A 20,254-nucleotide genomic window follows, 5' to 3' on the forward strand; every position below is an offset into this window, starting at 1 on the left:
TGGGCTTCCCATGTGTCTCTCTATGAAAAGAATGAGAACATCGCCAGGGCCTTATTAAGAAAACCCCGATTCGAAAGAGTCGGGGTTTTTTGCGTTTAGCGCATAATAAAAAGCGCGGGGTAAACCCGCGCCTACAAAACCTAAACAGCCTTGAAAGCAAAGTAGACTGAGTGGTAAAGATAACCACGCGACTCTTACTGTCTTTGGGCACACATCCCTGTGGAGGGCTTCCGGCTCGGTATCCATACCTCGCGTTCACTGCGCTGCAAAGCCGTGCTTCGGTCACAGTTCACCCCTGTGTCTCTCTATGAAAAGCATTTATCCATGAATCTCATCGATATTAGTACTTCCATGTACGTCAAACCCGCTGCAGTAATGCAGCGGGTTTTTTGCATTCTGAGCATAATGTAACATCGCCGGATAAACCCGCTCCTATCAGGTAGATGACCTTTGGGCACAGTTTCTTCTGGTGTGTTTTCAACTCGGCAGTCGCCTCGCACATTTATTGCAATACAAAAAGGTGTTTTAGTTAGCATTCATTAGCCGATTAAAAAGTGTTACAAAATATCATAAGCTTAAAACTTATTCGTCATGATATTTGTTTAATACGAATGGGCAAGTTGACACTAACAACTTGACGAAATTCGATGTTATAACAGATGGATAGCGAAGCTTTACTTGTTTGCATCGTTGTATGAGCGGTGTTTTAAGTGAAGCTCTTTGTCTCAAATAGAGCACTTAATTAAGTGAATTTGTACAAATCTTTTTGTTTTACCTATGTTTGATAATAATTTTTACATCTTTAGGGTTTTTTTATGTTGCTAGGGTGTTTATTGGTGTTAGTATTTAGTATTGGCTTTGTTAACAAAATGAATGGCAATAATACTTTAGTAATAACAAAACATATAAATACCAGGGAGAATCTAACTATGGTAAAAAAAAATAAAATTTCAAATGCAGTGCAGTTAGCAACTGCAATAGGGGCTGCTTCAACCGTGTTCTTCTCAGCATATTCTTCGGCTGAAGAAGACAGTGCTAAAAGCATAGAAAGAATTGCTGTAACGGGTTCTCGGATCCAAAGACAAGATTTAGAAAACGCCTCACCAGTAACAATCGTAGATTCAGTACAAATAGAAATGGCTGGTGTTGATAATATTGCTGACTTAATTAACCAGCTACCTGCAGTTACCGGTATTACCAATACAACAAGAGCCGGTAGTCCTACTTCAAGTATCAACTTAAGGGGGTTACCAGATACATCAACGTTGGTTTTAATAAATGGACACCGAGCTTCTAATAATGCTGATACTGGTGATTCCGTTGATTTAAATGTAATTCCTCCAGCAGCCATCGAAAGAATTGAAATTCTAAAAGACGGTGCATCATCAATCTACGGATCAGACGCGATTGCAGGTGTTGTTAACATTATTCTAAAAGATAGATATGAAGGCTTAATGGTTGATTACAGTTACTCTAAACCTTCGGATGAGGGAGGTGAAAGAGGTAGCTTCAATCTATTAACAGGTATATCTGGTGATAAAGGCTCAATGGTATTTGGCGCAAACTTCTATGAGCAAAAATCAGTTTACTCAAGAGACCGTAATCGTACATCTGTAACGCCCATTCCATCCTCGGCGATTCCTTCCGGTAGAGCAACAATTTCAGGCTTTGAAGCTCAAGAAGATGGCTCGATTATTAGAACCAATAATCCAGACGATGTCGCGGTGGTTACTAGAGCGAATAGTGGGGCTGGCTTATCTGGAATATCTTCTAACTGGACGCCATATAACTATCAACAAGTTACATCAGAAATTCCTGATAACCAACGGTTTTCTTTGTTTGCAAGCGGTAACTATGAAGTATCTGACACTTTGATATTTAGTGCAGAGTTCATCCATTCAGATACACAAATTTTAGAAACTTGGGCGTACGCACCAATATTTTCCGCGTTTGAAGTGGGTGATTTAACATGGAGCAAAGATAATAGATACAATATCTTTGATCAAGATATCAAAGATTGGCGTCGTCGTATGACTGACTCGGGAGCACCACGGTTTTTTGATCACAATACACAATTCGATCGTTTAGTAATGGAGTTTGATGGTGAGTTTGGTGACAACTGGACATGGTCAAGTAAAGTTATTGGCTCGCAAAGCCGCTATAGTCAAACCTATGTTAATGTTGTCAATAAAGAGCACCTTAAACTTGGTGTAGGCCCTGAAAGTGTATGTGCTCAAGTAGAAGGTTGTGTGCAATTGAATCCACTTGCTGAAGCAGGACAAATGCCTGAAGATCAGTGGAATTATATGCTAACAGATGTACAGATGACAGGCCGCTCCAGAACGCATTCATTCTCTTTTGATGTCAGTGGTGATTTATTTGATTTAGCTGCAGGTACAGTTGCGATAGCATTGGGTGCTGAATATAGAAAAGAGAGCTTTTCTAAGGACCCAGACGGTTTGATTTCTGATTTTCAAACTATCGGTGGAGTCAACTTACAAGCAACAGAAGGCGATAGAACTTCAAAAGAAATCTACGCTGAGGCATTTGTTCCTGTTATAGATAAAGTCGATATGACATTTGCTGTTCGCTACTCGGATTTTAATGATTTTGGTACTGATATTAACCCTAAAGTGGGCATTGAGTTTGACCCTAGTGACGCGCTTAAGTTAAGAGCGACTTATTCGACTGGCTTCAGAGCGCCATCTTTACAAGAGCTGTATCAGGGAGCTTCCGAATCATTTGACTTCTTGAACGATCCTTGTGCTGCTGAAAATGCGGGCTCAACGGCGGCAACAGCTGGCTGTTCAATGCAGTCTGATCCAGCATTGTTCCAATTCCTAACTATTACAACAGGTAATTCATTACAACTTGATGCTGAAGAGTCAGAAAGCTTTACTGCAGGTATAGTTTGGAGCCCTGAAGCAATTGAAGGGCTTAATATTCGTTTGGATTACTTCAATATTACGCAAGAAAATGCAATTGATAATCCTAAACAGTATTTCATTGATAAGAATGCTGCTGGTGATCCCCTATTAGGCGACCGCGTGATCCGGGATGCAAATGGTAATATTTCCCAAGTAGATGTAACGTATGTCAACCTTGCAGAAAGGGAAGTTGTTGGTGTTGACCTTGGGTTGGATTATACCTTCGCCACAACCGTGGGAGATTGGAAACTTGGTTCTGAAATTTCTTGGTACGATAAGTTTAATGACCAAGCCCATCCAGAGGCAGAGGTTATCAATCGTACCGGTACATACGACAACTCTTCTAATGCGGGTCTTATTCCTGAATATAAGATGTCCTCATTTATAAATTGGTCATACGAAAGCTGGAATGTAGAACTTCGTGGTCAGTGGTTAGATGAAGTGTTAGATAAGGGCAATGCCAATGAGCCAGTTGATTCTTATCTTCGCTTTGACTTGAATTCTGTATATCAATATAACGACCACCTATCATTCTCTGTTGGTATTGACAATGTAACCGATGAGGAGCCACCAGTTGTAGCTAGTGAACCATCTGGCATTGAAGGTGCAACTTATGATATCACCGGCCGAGCATATAGCTTTAAAGTGAAATATGAGTTTTAATGCGTTAGAAAGATAAACAAGCAACAAGTTTTATATTTAACAGAAAAGGATTATTTTGAGTTATCAAAATAATCCTTTTTACTTTGTTTAGTCACATTCGTTTATTTGTTTTCTGAAAACGATTACGGCAAACTTCGCAACGCTTAAAATCACCATAGTTCATATCAGCACTTGCTAGGGTTAGCATACAAACTGATATGCGTTGTGCTGAGCACTTTTGTATGAGGGAGTTGCGCACAATACAATTTGTCATAAAGATTGTAAATATAGAGCTATGCTGTCATTTCAGGGGTAAAAAAGCTCCAAGCAAGAAAACGACTCTTTTTATTACCTTGTCCCTTATCGATGACTTTTATTTGTTGTGCCGCAAGCGATTTGAGACGTTTTTGTAATGGCTTAAGGTTATCTTTATTAGATACTAATGAGGTAAACCAGTAGATCTGCTGCTTAAACTCTTGGCTCTCGTTAATCATGTTTAAGATAAATTGCTTCTCACCACCTGGGCACCATAACTCTTGTGCTTGACCGCCAAAATTAAGTTGGCTTTTCGGCGTTTTGTTTAAGTTCTTCCACTTACGTTGTGTACCTGCCTGTGCCGCTTCCTCGCTATGATGGAAGGGCGGGTTGCACATGGAAAAGTGATAAAACTGATTTGGTTTTACTATCGAGCGAAAATAGTGTTCTGGGTTCTTTTGCTGCAAAACCTTTACTGGTAATTGATTTAATTGTGCAATGGTCTTGGCACATTTCACCGCCGCAGGGTTAATATCGGATGCAATAAATCGCCAGCCATATTCTTTACTGCCAAGGATTGGGTAAATAAGGTTAGCACCGCTGCCGATATCAACACCGCTTACCTTCTCAGGTAGGCTTGAGTTATCTAATAAGTCTTTTAAAGCATGAATATAGTCCGCTCTGCCTGGTACTGGTGGGCAAAGAAATTGTGGCGGGATATCCCAAGCTTGAATCTGGTAATCGGCTTTTAATAATGCTTTATTTAAGGACTTGACGGCACTTGGGTCGCTGAAGTCGATGGTTTGGGCACCTGTTTCTCGTGATATTACATGTTGTGATAATGTCGGCTCTGCGTTGATGAGTGATTCAAAGTCATAGCCATTACGGTGTTTATTACGTGGGTGCACTTTTAACGATTCTTTAAGCAAATAAGAGTTATTATACCATTTAAATGGTGTCACTTAACTAGGGTTTGCTTCCCATCTCAGCTTGATTGAATGCACACAGATAATCTGTTTAACTGGTACGATGAGAAAAATGAACTAAGAAGAATTACAAAATGGTACAGCAGGAATCATTATTTGTTGATATTGGTGAGGGCCACAAACTGCATTTAAGGCATATTTATAATGCTGAAAAAGCCGGCCCCATGGTGTTTTTGCTGCATGGCGCGGTAGAAAATGGCAAGATTTTTTATACTGAATCAAATAAAGGATTAGCGCCATTTTTAGCAGAACATGGCTATCGCTGCTTTGTTGCCGATCTTCGCGGTCGCGGTGACAGTACTCCGCAAATTGACCCCACTGCACAGTATGGCCAAACAGAATCTATACTGCATGAAATTCCAGCGATGTTGGATTATATCGAAGCTGAGTTCTCTGCTCGCCCATGTTACTGGGTTGCGCATTCTTGGGGCGGCGTTCTGATGAATAGTGTGTTTGCCCGCTTCCCGCAAGAGATTGGTAAGGTAAAGGCGTGTGTCTATTTTGGGTCAAAACGAAGTTTACATAATAACCACCCTAGCAAGCTATTAAAAGCAAATCTAATTTGGTTTAAGCTGGCCCATTACTACGCCAAAAAGCATGGCTATTTACCTGCTAAACAGCTGGGGTGGGGCAGTGATGATGAATCGCTTAAGTCGCATGCGCAAAGTGCCAGATGGGCACAGAAGAGACCTTGGGTAGACAGCGACGATGGCTTTAATTATGCTCAAGCGTTACAACAATTAAGCTTGCCACCGACCCTTCATATTGCTGGCGTAAACGATAAGGCTTTAGCTCAACCAATTGATATAAAAGCTTTTATTAAAGAGTCAGGTAACGGAGTTCAAGAGATGAGAGTGTATGGTAAAAAGTTTGGACATGGGCATAATTACGGCCACATCGATATGTTGACCAGTAAACATGCCCATAACGATCAGTTTAAGGACTTACTTGAGTGGTTTGCTCGGTATGCTCCGGAGGGCTCGGCTCTGGGTCAGGAAGCTGCTCAGTAATGAAGTCGGCATGACGCTGCCACTTCTCCAAACCGGTTGTATTGATCGGCTGTCTTACTTGCGCCTTACTTAACGTATGAACGGGCTTTTTAGATTTGTAGAAGGATAGACACTCAGGATCGTATTCTAGGTATAAGAAGTTCAAACAACGTTTAATGTATCGCTCAGGTTCTGCAATCAGCTGTTCGTAGCTTAAAGAGAAAATATCGTGTTTTAAAAACTGTTTGAAATGCGTCATTAAGTCATGCTCTGCTTGGGCATACAGTGCAAACTCAGACATTGAACAAAAATAAGGCTCGTTGGCGGCGAAATGATTGCTGTATACCGACCAGGCCGTCGCTTTTAAATTTCTGCTCAGGTGGATAATTCGCCCTTCAGGAAATAACTTATGTATAAGGCCAAGGTTTTGGAAATTTGCGGGTAATTTATTTATGACCACGGATTTAGCCACCCTTTGCCGCTTAATTTCATCAACGTATAACCCCCTACAATGATCAAGCATACTATTGCTTAATGTATGTAAGCAGTTTGGGAAGTGTGCTTCATTGCGTTGACAAAGGTAAGGCACAATTTTGTCGCTGATCACGGTATTTTCGCCAAGGGTACCAACCTCAGGATGTTGAATTAACATTTGTTCTAACAGGGTAGAGCCGGTTCTAGGTAACCCCACAATAAAAACAGGAGTGAATGTGGTTTTGACTTTATCGGCAGGCTTATCAAAAAAAGCCTTGTTGCACCATTTTTTAATGCTGTCGAATAAAGGCAGCATTTGCTCCGTTTTGAATTCGGCTAAGGTTAATTGTGTTTCATTGGCTTGCTGATAAAACTCCTCAGCTTGCTTTAAGTTACCCAATCGCTCATGGCATTTCGCTTGGGCATAAAAAAGCACCACTTTTAGTCTTGGAGTTTCACTTTCTGCTACCAGTTTATCTAATAGTTCAAGGTATCCTTCGAGCTCGTTGACTGCTGACATTTGTGCCAGTTCATACAGCATAAAGCCTGTCACCGTACCATGGGGGCAGTTTACCCCTTCACGAAATACTTTTTCTGCTTGTTCAACAAAGCCATAATCTAAGTAAAACTGTCCAAGCTGATAATGTGCTTGAGCATTGTGTTTGGCAACACTTAAGGTGTACTCCAGTACGGTCTTGGCATCCACTGGAGAGCCAACCGCGATAAAAGCATCTGCTAAAGCAAACAAGGGATCCAGCATTTTTGGCAAATGTTCACATGCGCGCTTTAAATAGTAGATGGCGTTGTCGTACTGCTCTAAGCGCATACAAATTCGGCCTAAACCAAATAGTGCAGGACCATTTTTCGGAGACTGTTTCAATACAGATTTAAACATAAACTCCGCTTCGCGAAGCTTATTTTCGGCTAATAACTCATTAGCTCTTTTCAATAACAACATAGCGTCACTGCTTTATATCATTTGCTATAGAATAAAAATAAAAAGGCGAAATAGCTATCGCTAGTTCGCCTTTGTTTCTGGGTTACAGTAAAAGTTAGAACGTATACGTTGCTTTCACGTAGTAGTATCCACCATTGATACCGAACGGAGAAGTCTCGTAAAACTTGCCACCCCAGTTGTTGTTAGGGATACCCGTTTTATCAAAGAAATCAAGTTCTTCAGCATCTTGGTCAAAGATGTTGTTTGCACCAACAGAGAAGCTCAGTGAATCTGAAGCAAAGTACGTAAGCTCTGCGTCAAACGTTGATGCTGCATCTGCTGTTTTAGCCGTTGCATCGTAGTCCACGTGAACACCTTGGTATTCGCCAAAGTAGTTATAACGTACGAAGCCAGAGAAGTCATCCCACTGCTGTGCCCACGTTAGTGTGCCTCTGTGGTTTGGTAAGTCGTTTTCTAGACGTGAAACCTTGAAATCACCGGTAATAGCTGAGAAGCGATCCACTTCAGTCTCGTTCCAGTTATACGCTGCACTGAAGGTTGCAAAGCCACCTAACATATCCATTGAGTAGTTAGCGACTAAGTCAATACCTTGCGTGGTTGTATCAAAGTCGTTGGTGAAGAAGCTAACCTGAGCCAGGTTATCTACGTTTGGTACACCAGCAGCTTTAAGCGCTTCTTTGTCTGAATCGCTCAGTACAATTTTTTCTGACTGGCTGAGACGGTCGGTTACTTCGATGTTGTAGTAATCGATAGTTAAGAATAGGTCGCCTTTGCGGTAAACCGCACCAAGGGTATAACTTTGTGACTCTTCAGGGGTCAGCTCAGTACCACCTAACTGTGTCGAAACCGGGTTTGTCGGTGGTAATAGGGCCGAGTCAACCAATACACCACTGCTTAGGTTGGTTTGAACGTTACTTACGTTTGCTTGACCAACGGTTGGTGCGCGGAAACCTGTGCTGATCGAGCCACGAAGTGCTAAATCTTCAGTAAGGTAATATTGACCTGTGATTTTGTAGTTTGTAGTTGAACCAAAGCTATCGTAATCTTCATAACGAAGTGCCCAACCCATTAAGAAATCTTCAGTGAACGGCGTTTCAATATCGATGTATGCTGCGATATTGCGACGAGTAAACTCGCCTGCTGCTGAAGGCTTGAAGCCAGGGAAACCATTAGAGCCAATACCAAAGCCTTGTTGCGTTAATGGACCGGCAATAAATGAAGGCTCATCACCAGCAAGTACTTCGAACGTTTCTTCGCGCCACTCTGCACCTGCTGCTACGTTTACATCGTAAGCAAGTCCATAGTCAAAGCCTTTAGAAATGTCGGCACTGAAGCCTTTTTCTAACTGAATGTATTTACCTGGGCTGAAATCCATTGGTGTTTCAGCACCAAGTGATGCGTTTACTGTGTTGGTAATGAAATAACGCGATTCGTTACGACCGACTGAACCACTTAAATCCCAGTATGCACCTTCTAAGAAGCCATCAGTAAGCTCACCTTTAACACCCATCACAAGAGATGTATCTGTGATATTACCGCCAAAGTTTGGTGTGAAACCGCCTGGCAAGATTTCGTTAAATGCAAAACAGTTACGACCAAGCTCAGTGTCAGCTGCAATTTGCTGATACGCAGGAATGTTTTCCACATTGGTATCGGTTAGATTAATGGTTGGACATTCGATGCCAACACCAACACCGTCTAAATCGCCTACTAGCAGTGTTTCACCACCGTCGTTTGAGTATACACCTGGACGAGTTTGCGGGTTACGATAGTAGAAACCACCTTTCACATCGCGCTCAGAGTAGTTACCAAACATGTAGAACTGAGAATTATCGGTTACGTCTAGGCCGACATTACCAAAGATGCTGATATCATCGCTGATCTCAGGGGCACCCCAAATTTGTGCTGGGTTACCAACGCCTTCAACACCTGCCGCGATGTAAGCTGCAGCATCTGGACGTTGTACACTGCGGCTGGTTGCGTCAGCTTCTTTGTATTGGAAGCTTAAGTTCGCAAAACCATTGTCAGTGAACGGTAAACCTACGTTGCCTTCAATAACCGTTGTATCACCATCGCCTTCATAGTATTCGCCTTGGCGAACCGCAAAGGTACCACCTTCACTAGAATCTTTAAGTACAAAGTTCATTACACCGGCAATGGCATCAGAACCGTATTGTGCCGCAGCACCATCACGAAGTACTTCCACTTGTTTCAGGGCAATGCTTGGGATTACTGAAATATCAGGGCCTTGCGCACCATCGTTAATACCACCACCTAAGAACGCAATGACCGATGAGCGGTGACGGCGCTTACCGTTAAGTAGGATCAGCGTACTGTCAGCTGGTAAACCACGTAAGTTTGCTGGTCTTACCAAAGTTGCAGCGTCACTGATTGGGTTAGCATGTACGTTAAGTGATGGTACTGAGCCTTTTAACAGCTCAAGCATGTCAGAGCCTGCGGCTTTAGACATGTCTTCTGCACCGATGATATCGATAGGTACTGGTGAGTCGCCGACCGAGCGAGGTGCTGCCCGTGAGCCTACGACTGCGATTTTTTCAATTTTCTCTTCTGCTTTTGTTTCATCCGCCTCTTCTGCCATTGCTGTAGTGGTTAGCAACGAAGAAGTAGCTGCTGTTGCTAAAGCAAAGCGAATTGCACGGCGCAGCGTGTTACTTTTTAGTTTCATCCTGTTTCCCCAGTTGATTGTTGTTGTCATACCAATAAAAAAGGTCGTTTATAATATTTTTACCTTTAATACACATATAAGTTAATTTGCTATGCATTGGCAAGCGCTTTTTTAAAATTAGCAGTGTTTTTTTAAACTGCAACATTTGCAGTAAGTTTTTGTTAAATCAACAAACTAATCATAAAGGTTAGTAGTAAGTAACTGTAACAGGGTGGGTTTTATGGGCTATGACAGTTGTTTATAGCTTATCTTGGTGTTTAAACAGTGAAAATAACCCTAATCTAGGTCGGTTTTTTGTACAAAAAATAAAAAAACGTGATGATAAGCTAACCTATGGGGGAGCTCGGAACAAAATTTATACATTTTGGTTTGCTTAGCACCTAAAATTTTTTGTTTTAATTATTTTCGCACCTATTTTACGTTACAGAGGGGACGCTTGGTTACACTTTTGTACCTTTGGCTAATAGCTCTAAATAGCAAAAGTTTGATAAACTCAATTTATACGTCGTGTTGAGTTACCCTATGAAGCTAATAAAAGTCGTTCATAAAGCCCCTGTAAGAGTGGCTAGGATCAGTAAAAGAAGACAACAGATCCGGCTGCGCAGAGCGATGTTGGCACTCAAGCTGGCGCTAGCTCAAGAGCGCGTTGAAACCAAGCAAATGCTAGAAATTTATAAGCGCTACAGCCAAGGGAAAGCCGTTAAAACAGAGCTCAAAATCGCTAATGCACAATTAGTCGATTTATTAAAAGGACTTGGGCTTGGAGTGTTTGCCGTACTGCCATTTGCGCCTGTCACTATCCCGCTTATCGTAAAAGTGGGTGAATGGGTTGGAGTTGATGTGTTACCAAGTTCATTTAGTTTGAAAAAAAAGCCTCCTTCAGATAACAAGAAATCGTGAATTTTATCTTCAAGCTTGGTAGTCTTAGTCTTAATAAAACAACAACGAGGCCTACATGAGCAATTTATTAGTTCACTCTTCTTCGGGTATTCCCATTTCTATTTTAACAACTGCAGCATTAGAGCAGTGGCAATCTCAGCAGTCTGACATTGTTCAAGCGGTGGTGAACGCTGCAAAATTGCAATCGCAGCAGCATATTGTTATTACCAAAGAAAACAGCGACGAGTTGGACCGAGTAATTGTTGTAGCGGACGAACAAGATGACTTTTGGCTGTTGGGCGACCTGGCTAAACAATTGCCAGCAGGTACTTATTGTTTTGATGAGCAGATAAGCAACCAGCAAAGCCATGCTATTGCCTTTTTGCTTGGTGCTTATCAATTTGACTCGTATAAAGAAATGGCCGCCGTTAAGGCAAAGTTAGCACTATCTGATGAGTCCTTATACCACCGTGTTAAAGCGGCTGTAGAGGGGATTTATCTCGCCAGAGATTTAGTCAACACACCTGCTGCAGATATGATGCCGCAACACTTAGCCGAAGTAATGGCGGAGCTTGCAGAAACCTATGGTGGTGAATTAACTCAGGTGGTGGGTGATGAGCTGCTCGAGCAAAACTATCCGACCATTCATATGGTAGGTCGAGCCAGTGACAATACTCCGCGATTGCTGGACCTCAATTGGGGCGACGACAGTCATCCCAAACTTACGTTAGTCGGTAAGGGGGTGTGTTTTGACTCTGGCGGTTTGGATTTAAAACCGGCCTCTGGCATGCGTAACATGAAAAAAGACATGGGTGGTGCTGCTCACGTTATTGCCTTAGCCAAGATGATTATGGCAACTAAGCTTCCTGTACGTTTAAGAGTGCTGGTTCCTGCTGTGGAAAATGCCGTATCTCGTAACGCGTTTAGACCAGGAGATGTGATAAAAACCCGCAAAGGGATCACCGTAGAAATCGACAACACCGATGCTGAGGGACGCCTAGTATTATGTGATGCGCTTGCGGAAGCACAAACAGAGCAACCGGAGCTACTGATTGACTTTGCCACACTTACCGGTGCTTGTCGTATTGCCCTTGGTACCGAATTACCTGGGTTTTACTCTACCGATCAACAAATTGCGTCTGATTTAATGGAGTTAGGTGCTAATAATGCCGATCCTGTGTGGCAGTTACCTTTGTTTGATCAATACAAAGCGTTGTTTAAAAGCGATGTTGCGGATATCGCTAACTGTGGCTCAACGCCATTTGGAGGCTCTATCACGGCGGCATTGTATCTAAAAGAGTTTGTTGATCCTAACACCACGCCTTGGTTGCATTTTGATGTGATGGCTTGGAATCTCAGAGCCTTGCCTGGTCGCCCCGTCGGTGGTGAGGCATTAGGGCTTCGCACTATGTTTGAATACTTAGAGCGTCGCTTCGCTAAGTAATTAAGTAATCACTTTACTTTAAAAAGCCCAGCATCCGATGCTGGGCTTTTTGTTGCGGTTTATTTTTTCGGAATATTGGCCAATATTCCTTTCATTTGTTGCCAATATAGTCCCACACTGTCGATTTCTACTTTTTCATCGGGTGAATGGGGGAACTTGATGGTGGGGCCAAAAGAGATCATATCCATCTCTGGGTAAGGCTTTTTAAATAGCCCACATTCAAGCCCAGCATGGATCACCATAATATCTGGCTTATTACCATAAATGGTTTCGTACATGTCTCTAAAAATAGCCAAGACCTGCGAGTTCGGATCGGGCTTCCAGCCTGGGTAGGCACCACTTAACTTAATCTCAGCTCCGGCTAACTCTGCCAAAGAGCGTAAACTGCCGGTCACTTGTTCGCGACCAGAATCGATGAGAGAGCGAACCAAGCACAATACCTCAAATTGTGAGTCGGTGGTGCTGATCACGCCCATATTAAGTGACGTTTCAACCACTCCTTGAATGTCATCACTCATTCTAATTACGCCATTAGGGCACGCATTGAGTAAATTCAACACTTGTCTTTGACTGGCCTCGGTCATGGGCTGTTGCGAATTGGTCACCTCATCTAAAACCAAGGTGATCCCGGTTTCAATGCTACTTAACTCTTGTTTTATAGTGGTTTCAAACGCTCGCAATGCCTGGTTAAATGCCGCTAACTGCTCTGCAGGCATTGTGAACAGGGCACTGGCCTCACGAGGGATAGCGTTTCTCAGTGTGCCACCTTGGAGAGAGAGCAGCTGTACACTGAGTTCTTGGCAATGATCTTTTAGAAAACGTGCTAATAGCTTATTGGCATTGGCGCGACCGGTGTGGATATCCACTCCTGAATGACCACCGCGTAAGCCTTTCAGCGTCAGTTGATAGCTTTGCTGCTGCGCAGTTACGCTGTGGCGTTCAATATTGACACTAATAGAGGCATCAATACCGCCAGCACAGCCCATGTAGATTTCTCCCTCTTGCTCTGAGTCGGTGTTAAGTAAGATGTCGCCTTCTAACCAACCAGGCTGCAGTCCAAATGCACCGCTCATGCCGGCTTCTTCATCGACGGTAAGCAACACTTCAAGTGGACCATGAGCAATGTCATCGGCATCTAATACGGCTAAGCACGATGCCATACCAATACCATTATCAGCACCTAGAGTAGTGCCTTTGGCGGTAACCCAGCCGTTATCGACATAAGGCTGAATAGCATCCGTGACAAAATCGTGTTCGGTGTCGTTATTTTTTTGTGGCACCATATCAATATGGGCTTGCAGCACCACACCTTTTCTGTCTTCCATGCCAGGGGTGGCTGGCTTTTTGATAAAGACATTGCCGGTTTCATCCCGCTTTACAGAAAGGCCTTTACTTTGTGCCCAGTTAACAATAAACGTGGCTAGGGCTTCTTCGTGTTTTGAAGGGTGGGGGATAGAGCAAATTTGATCAAAGAATTTCCAAACGGCTTGGGGAGCCAATTGACTAATTTCGCTATGCGCTTTAAGCACGGTATTCTCCTTGGATGAGAGACTAAAATATGGCGTTATTATCGCCCATCCAAGGAGAGATATCGAGTGGTTACGATGACTTACAAACTGCTACTGCCGGAGCAATAAGCTCAAGCCCAGTTTTGTCACACGGGGGTAAGCTGGCATCTGAGGTGGCCAGTGGTGTGACTCTATCACCCCATTTTAAGTAACTTGCAGCCCAGGTTAAACCTGCACCAAATGCAGCACTCATGATATTCGCATGAGGTTTGATTAAGCCATTTTCCACCGCCTCACATAACGCAATGGCAATGGTAGCAGCGGAAGTGTTACCGTATTTATCAATATTTACCATGACTTTATCGTCGGCAATTTCAAGGCGGTTTTGAATCGCTTGAATAATGCGAAGATTGGCTTGGTGTGGAATTAATACATCGATTTCGTCTAATGAAAGCTGCGCTTGTTTGAGTACGTCATCGCAAGCTTCGCTCATGCCTTTAACCGCACGCTTAAAAATTTCACGCCCCTCAAAAGAGAGAGCGGATGGTCCGGTGGCGGCGATGCGATCCATATCGGTGCCATAGTTGGGAATATGCAAAATGCTGCGATCACTGCTATCACAGCCGGTTTTGGTGCCCATTAAGCCACTGGGTTCTTCGCTGGCTTCCAGTACCACGGCACCGGCGCCGTCACCAAATAACACTGCACTGTCGCGTTTTTCCCAATTGACATACCAGGTCATGCGTTCGGCCGCGACAACCACGGCTTTTTTGATCATGCCGGCTTGAATTTGTGCGGTGGCATTTTGCAGTGCATATAAAAAACCAGAACACGCGGCATTGGTGTCACAAGCTGCAGCACCTTCTGCCCCTATATTTTTCTGAACTAAAGAAGCGGTATTCGCAACCATGGTTGATGGCGTGCAAGTCGCAAGTAGGACTAAATCGATGTCTTTACCAGCTAGACCTGCGCATGCCAATGCCTGCTGACTTGCCACTGTGGCAAGATCTGCGGTGCTAACATGGCTAACTCGGCGTGACTTAATGCCAGTACGTGAGCTTATCCACTCGTCGTTGGTGTCTACCACAGTGCTTATTTCATCGTTAGAAATACTGGCTGGTGGAATGCATTTACCCCAACCGGTTATCTTTGCATAAATCATAGTGTCTCTTATTCTTATCCGACCAGTTGGCCTATGTTTTCTTTATATCAAATTCGCTAAACTTTTGCTATCAATCTGGTGCTGTGCGCCTCAAAGTGCGTGTATTTTGTTGCCGATGGCTAATAGGTAGTCAGTAATAGCAATCCGCCTTGTGTTAACGCTGTTGTCTGGGATCAAGCTATTGCTGCTTTAACTATGGTAAGCTAACCCTAACACGTACTCGTTTGCTGTAACCTTAAACCTCGTTGCAGACACACCCATTAACTATAGTGGCTTTTTGAAATATGAAAATCGCTTTTTCCCCTGCCTCCGCCTTAGGGCAATTGCTGATGCTGCGTTCGGTGGCCATTGTGATTCAAATAGTGATGGTGGCCATTGCGATATTGGTGTTCGATAAACAGTTTGACTTTTTAGCTGTGGCCGCAGTGGTCGCTGCCGAATCGGTATTTCAATTGCTTAGTATTTATGCCTATCGCAATATAAAAGAAGCCGCGCCCTTGGGCATGACCATGCAGCTGTTGGCCGACATTGTATTTCTTACCGTGCTGTTGGCATTAACCGGAGGTGCCACCAACGCTTTCGTTTCATTATTGGTATTGCCAACCATTATTGCTGCGGTGACTTTACCCAGTTTGTACATGTTATTTGTGTGCATTAGCGCTATTGCTGCCTACGGTTATCTTTACTTAAGAATGTCAAATGAGCACATGCACCATATGGACATGTCGACTCACTTATTAGGCATGTTGGTGAATTTTACCTTTACTATCATTGTGGTGGCGACGGTAGTGACCATTTTAGTGCAGCAAAACAGAAGAAAAGCACGGGATATTGCCGCACTTAGAGAACAACAATTGCAACAAGAGCAAGTGATTGCACTGGGCAGTGCCGCGGCTCAAGCAACCCATCAGCTGGCAACGCCAATTGCACATTTGGCTTTACTGCATGAAGAACTCTCAGACAATTACCCTAAGGATGAGGCTGTACAAGAAATGGCACAGCCCATTGCCAGTTGTCAGCAGCAATTGCATGAGTTTCGGCGAGTCACTGAATACGTTAAAGCAAATAAAACTCATTCAGTGGCGATAACAAAAGTACTATCGTCATTACAGCAGTTGGCCACTTTACAATACCCGCAACAGCATTTTACTTTTACTGCTGAACATTGCTCTGGTGGTGTGGTTGACGACCCCATGCTTATCCCCGCTTTATTGAATTTAATCGCTAATGCGGTGCGAGCGAATGAAGCCAATAACCAGCAGAGCATTGTGGTGACCTGCGAGCAAAGCGATGGCAATATTGCCATTAACATCACAGACAATGGCATTGGTGTTGAGCCGCTGCAGTTAGCTAAATTAGGTCAGCAAATCGTCGACAGCGAGAATGGGCTTGGTATGGCGGTGTTACTCAGTCATGCCACCATTGAGCGGCTTGGCGGCCGTTTAATTATTAAAAATCAATCACCCCACGGCACTTCCTGTGTGGTGACTTTACCGCGGATACACCATGAAACTACTGCTCATTGAGGATGACCTTGCGTTTGCGCAAACCTTGGCTCGACGGATGCAAAAACATGGGTTTGAGACCTTGCATTTGAGTGATTTGCATGACGTCATAGCAAAAAGCCAAGGGTTTGCACCGCAATACATTCTGTTAGATATGAAGTTAGCTGATGAAAGCAGCATTAACTATATCCCGCCGCTGCGTCAGCACTTTCCCACGGCCAGGATCATTATGCTCACCGGTTACGCCAGCATTGCAACGGCGGTGGCCGCCATCAAGCTGGGAGCCGATGACTACCTTACCAAGCCTGCCAGCAGTCAATTAATAATCCAAACTTTGCTTGGCGAAGATAACATGGTGGTCGACAATGAAACTGTTATGTCTCCAGATAGACTGGAGTGGGAACATATTCAGCAGGTGCTAAAAGCCAACCATGGCAATATCTCACAAACGGCCAGAGCATTGAATATGCATCGGCGGACATTGCAGCGCAAGTTACAAAAGAAACCTGTGTATCAGTAAAATTTCTCTTATACTCATTATTAACTAAAACTCAATGCACTCGAGGCTGTGATGACGTTTTCGTTTGAGGCATTAAATCTGTGGGCGACTTTGTTAGCGGCATTGTCTTCTTTCATGCTCGGTGGTATTTGGTATTCGCCAATATTGTTCCAGCAAACGTGGATGGAAGGCTGTGGCTTAACCGAGCTTGACCTGAAAACAAGCGACCCGAAATTAACCTTTGGTGTGGCATTTATATTGTCATTGCTGTCAGCGGTGTTTATGTCAGTGGTGTTACCAATGGGGCAGTCGCTGCTTGCCACCATTGGCCTAGGTGCCGCCATTGGCTTATTTATTGTTGCCACCAGCTTGGGCACTAGTTACATTTTCGAGCAACGACCATTTAAGCTGTTTCTGGTCAATGGGGGGTATCATGTTTTACAATTTAGCCTAATAGCAATGGTATTGAGATTAATGTATTAAACATGGCTAAGCCAAACAAAAAAGGACCAACTCGCACTGTCGATATATTTTGTGCCGGCTGCAAACAGCCGCTATTTAAATACCGCAAGGGCGGTAAAGGGAGTTTGGTCAAATGCTTCAAAGAGCGTATTGTTAAAGATCACACCCTAGATCAAATTCACTGTCCTAATTGCGAGCAAGCCTTTGCACGTGACACCTTAGTCCGTGGCACGCCAGCGTTAAAAATGATTGGTGGCAAAGTCACGGCAAAATAACCCCCCCGCCATTTGTTATGCCATCAGACATATGTCCTTACCTGAGGCTGTGTATTTGTTACTATCTCGCCGTTTGACTTGCTGTTTCAATGATTGAAAACGACCCTTCCCATGGAACTGGGCCAGCCAATTGGGTCTAAAGCAAATACAACTTCAATAGATCTGGTTCGGTGAATTGGAGTTGGTGATTATAATGGATAAAGTATGATCGATTTAGTTTTCGATATTATTGGTATGACGGGCACCTTTTTAGTAGTTGGTGCATTTTTTATGTTACAGCTACAAAAAGCATCACCAGAAGGGCTAACCTATAACTTGATGAACCTCAGTGGCGCTATCTTGTTACTGATCAGCCTTTGCTATAATTTTAATTTGGCAAGCTTTGTTATCGAGCTATTCTGGATTGCAGCGTCATTAATTGGCTTATACAAATATTTTAAAGCGCGCAAACTGGCAGCTGCCTAATAACCTCAGTGTGCTTCTAATTTAAAAGGCGAATCAAAAACTTGCGTAGTGGCAAATAGCAAGTATTATTAAATTAATCATATGCTGCTACGTAGGTTAGTTGTAAACTAATGCTGCGAGCGAAGTGTGGGAACATAGAGCTCGTTATTATGAATAAAGCCGTTTTACTCTTTGCCGCTGTGCTCGGTATGCCAATAGCACAGGGATCCGAAGAAGACTTATACCAGTTGTCTTTTGAAGAACTATTGGATGTTAACATATCTATCGCGAGTAAAACCTCTGAGACCCGCGCTTCTGTGCCATCGAGCACCACCGTTTTTAATGCCCAACAAATCGCCAGCCTTGGCGTTGATAATGTTTATGAATTAATGAACTATGTGCCCGGATTCCAATCCACCCGTGGTGACTGGGTTGGCGCGGTGCCAAAAGAGCATACTCGAGGTGTGTATTTGGATACCGGCCATGTGTTGGTAATGATTGATGGCCAGCGATTAAATGAATCGTCATTTGGCAAAGCGTCTGTTTACACCCCTTTTATTCCTGTTGATATCGTTGCCAAAGTTGAGTTTATTCGTGGTCCAGGATCGGCGCTGTACGGCAGTAATGCCTTTCTTGGGGTTATGAACGTCATCACTAAAACCGCCAGTAACGAGTTCAGTGTTGGATACGGTGAACATGGTACGCTGCAAATGGCGTTCAGTGGTTCAAGAAAAATCAGCGATGACACTGAGTTATACGGTAATATTGCCGCTAATCAGCGCTCCGGTGAGGGCTATTTTCAAAACGCAGTAAAAGATCCATTAAAATCCCTGTTTATTACATTTGGTGGAAGCCATCGCGCCTTAAGCTGGCAGTTAAGGTACAACCGCACGGAACTGGATGAGTTTTTAAATCTATCGCGTTATTCACCGGATAATGAGCATCAAAGTGAAAATATAGCCGCGGTAGTAAGTTACGATTGGCAGATTAATCCGCAGCTGATGTTAAGTCACTCGCTGAGTTTCATTGAGCACAACATTAAAAGTGCTGGGCTTATTGTCGCCGCTGATGAGATAGGGTTGGCCGCTGGCGCTGATTTTCTTGTCGGGCCGGCTTGGCAATCAAGAGATTTAACCTACAACCTCGATGGCCGTTTTAGCCAAAACGACAAGCTGGATTGGAATTTTGGTCTGGAGTGGTCAGATGAAGAGCAAAGCCAAGCCAATATTAGAACAAGTTACTACGACCCCGACTTTGGCGGTGTATTTTTAGCCGATAGCGCATACTTAGGCGGTGTTACCACAGTAAAAAACTACGCGCCATTTTACCCACTGCTGCAAGAGTTTGACTCTTATGCCGGGTATCTCCAAGCCAAGTACAAACTCAGCGATGACATGAATATGTTTGCTGGCATTCGCTATGATGAAGTCAAGGATATAGATGATAAGCTATCACCGCGATTGGCCTTTATTTATAATCTAAACCCGCGTCATACTCTTAAGTTTCAATATGGTGAGTCGTTCCGCACGCCAGTGAGCAACGAATTAAATTCTAATGATGATGTCACCATTGGTAATTCCGATTTGACCTCAGAGCGAGTTAAAACCACCGAGTTTGTATGGCATTACCAAGACCAACAAAAACAACTGGATGTGGTACTTTTCGAAAACCAGTTGAGTGACTTTATCAACCTGATCCCAATTAACGACCCCCAAGCGGAATTTACCTTTGGTAATGTTTTTGAAACCAATATGCAGGGCATTGAAGTCAATGCTAACCTCAATCTTAGCGAGCGCACTTGGCTGCAAGGGGCTTTCACGCAGATGTTCGATAAACCCCTAAATGGCAGCTTTAAAAAGTTTTTTGCCGCTGCCATCACCCATCAATATGACGGCATTGAAGCCACCTTAAACGCATTATGGCGAGATAGCACCTTTGTGCCAGGTCCGCCAAACCCAGAGATTGCCAGTTTTGACCAACCCAGTTATTGGCTGTTGGGACTGTCGCTGTCATGGCAGCTTGCTGATGATGCGAAGCTTTACCTTAAAGGTGAGAATTTAACCGATAAAAAAGTGGATGTATTTGACCCTAGGTTAAGAGATGGTCGCGTGCCGCAACAGGGCAGAACGCTGCAGCTACAATACCATTATGTTTTTTAG

Annotated in this window: 15 protein-coding genes; 10 read left to right on the plus strand and 5 right to left on the minus strand. The window is 43.5% G+C overall.

Going from position 1 to position 20,254, the window contains the following annotated elements:
• Positions 1-836: 836 nt before the first annotated feature.
• Entirely contained in the window at positions 837-3,590 is a 2,754-nt protein-coding gene (locus ACNKW2_RS07765) for a TonB-dependent receptor (RefSeq protein WP_419148045.1), read from the plus strand.
• 272 nt (positions 3,591-3,862) lie between these two features.
• Here the strand turns inward: ACNKW2_RS07765 and rlmF are convergent, their stop codons facing one another.
• Positions 3,863-4,732 carry a 23S rRNA (adenine(1618)-N(6))-methyltransferase RlmF gene (gene rlmF / locus ACNKW2_RS07770; protein ID WP_419148046.1) on the minus strand — a complete coding sequence of 290 codons (870 nt, stop codon included), beginning with the start codon at positions 4,730-4,732 and terminating at the stop codon, positions 3,863-3,865.
• Positions 4,733-4,884: 152 nt separating this feature from the next.
• Here rlmF and ACNKW2_RS07775 point away from each other — a divergent pair, with 152 nt between their 5' ends.
• Positions 4,885-5,820: an alpha/beta fold hydrolase gene (locus ACNKW2_RS07775; RefSeq protein ID WP_419148047.1), complete on the plus strand. Its 936-nt coding sequence runs from the start codon at positions 4,885-4,887 to the stop codon at positions 5,818-5,820.
• Here the strand turns inward: ACNKW2_RS07775 and ACNKW2_RS07780 are convergent.
• Complete coding sequence (locus ACNKW2_RS07780) at positions 5,747-7,231, minus strand: tetratricopeptide repeat-containing sulfotransferase family protein (RefSeq protein ID WP_419148048.1); 1,485 nt, start codon at positions 7,229-7,231, stop codon at positions 5,747-5,749. The genes ACNKW2_RS07775 and ACNKW2_RS07780 overlap by 74 nt on opposite strands.
• 94 nt (positions 7,232-7,325) lie before the next feature.
• On the minus strand, positions 7,326-9,917 hold the full coding sequence (locus ACNKW2_RS07785) for a TonB-dependent receptor plug domain-containing protein (protein WP_419148049.1): 2,592 nt from the start codon (positions 9,915-9,917) through the stop codon (positions 7,326-7,328).
• 522 nt (positions 9,918-10,439) lie between these two features.
• Between ACNKW2_RS07785 and ACNKW2_RS07790 the strand changes: the two genes are divergently transcribed.
• Positions 10,440-10,817 carry a hypothetical protein gene (locus tag ACNKW2_RS07790; protein WP_419148050.1) on the plus strand — a complete coding sequence of 126 codons (378 nt, stop codon included), beginning with the start codon at positions 10,440-10,442 and terminating at the stop codon, positions 10,815-10,817.
• A 55-nt stretch (positions 10,818-10,872) separates the two neighbouring features.
• A complete protein-coding gene (locus ACNKW2_RS07795; RefSeq protein ID WP_419148051.1) occupies positions 10,873-12,240 on the plus strand; it encodes a leucyl aminopeptidase family protein in 1,368 nt (455 codons plus the stop codon).
• 59 nt (positions 12,241-12,299) lie between these two features.
• Here ACNKW2_RS07795 and ACNKW2_RS07800 read toward each other — a convergent pair whose 3' ends face one another.
• Complete coding sequence (locus ACNKW2_RS07800) at positions 12,300-13,769, minus strand: aminoacyl-histidine dipeptidase (RefSeq protein WP_419148052.1); 1,470 nt, start codon at positions 13,767-13,769, stop codon at positions 12,300-12,302.
• A 70-nt stretch (positions 13,770-13,839) separates the two neighbouring features.
• Positions 13,840-14,910: a ketoacyl-ACP synthase III gene (locus ACNKW2_RS07805; protein WP_419148053.1), complete on the minus strand. Its 1,071-nt coding sequence runs from the start codon at positions 14,908-14,910 to the stop codon at positions 13,840-13,842.
• Between the two features lie 284 nt (positions 14,911-15,194).
• On the opposite strand from ACNKW2_RS07805, the gene ACNKW2_RS07810 reads away from it, so the two are divergent.
• The 6 genes from ACNKW2_RS07810 to ACNKW2_RS07835 all read left to right on the plus strand — a co-directional run bounded on the left by ACNKW2_RS07810 (position 15,195) and on the right by ACNKW2_RS07835 (position 20,254).
• Positions 15,195-16,436 (plus strand): sensor histidine kinase, encoded by a 1,242-nt coding sequence (locus ACNKW2_RS07810; RefSeq protein WP_419148054.1) that lies wholly within the window; start codon positions 15,195-15,197, stop codon positions 16,434-16,436.
• Complete coding sequence (locus ACNKW2_RS07815) at positions 16,417-16,935, plus strand: response regulator transcription factor (RefSeq protein WP_419148055.1); 519 nt, start codon at positions 16,417-16,419, stop codon at positions 16,933-16,935. The genes ACNKW2_RS07810 and ACNKW2_RS07815 overlap by 20 nt, the downstream gene beginning before the upstream one ends.
• Positions 16,936-16,986: 51 nt before the next feature.
• Positions 16,987-17,397 carry a DUF1761 domain-containing protein gene (locus ACNKW2_RS07820; RefSeq protein ID WP_419148056.1) on the plus strand — a complete coding sequence of 137 codons (411 nt, stop codon included), beginning with the start codon at positions 16,987-16,989 and terminating at the stop codon, positions 17,395-17,397.
• Positions 17,398-17,399: 2 nt separating this feature from the next.
• A complete protein-coding gene (locus ACNKW2_RS07825; protein ID WP_419148057.1) occupies positions 17,400-17,651 on the plus strand; it encodes a hypothetical protein in 252 nt (83 codons plus the stop codon).
• A 204-nt stretch (positions 17,652-17,855) separates the two neighbouring features.
• Positions 17,856-18,116, plus strand: coding sequence for a CBU_0592 family membrane protein (locus ACNKW2_RS07830; RefSeq protein ID WP_336565066.1), 261 nt, complete (start codon positions 17,856-17,858; stop codon positions 18,114-18,116).
• 149 nt (positions 18,117-18,265) lie between these two features.
• On the plus strand, positions 18,266-20,254 hold the full coding sequence (locus ACNKW2_RS07835) for a TonB-dependent receptor plug domain-containing protein (RefSeq protein ID WP_419148058.1): 1,989 nt from the start codon (positions 18,266-18,268) through the stop codon (positions 20,252-20,254).

The sequence above is a fragment of the Pseudoalteromonas 'SMAR' genome (assembly GCF_048515945.1).
Lineage (GTDB): Bacteria > Pseudomonadota > Gammaproteobacteria > Enterobacterales > Alteromonadaceae > Pseudoalteromonas.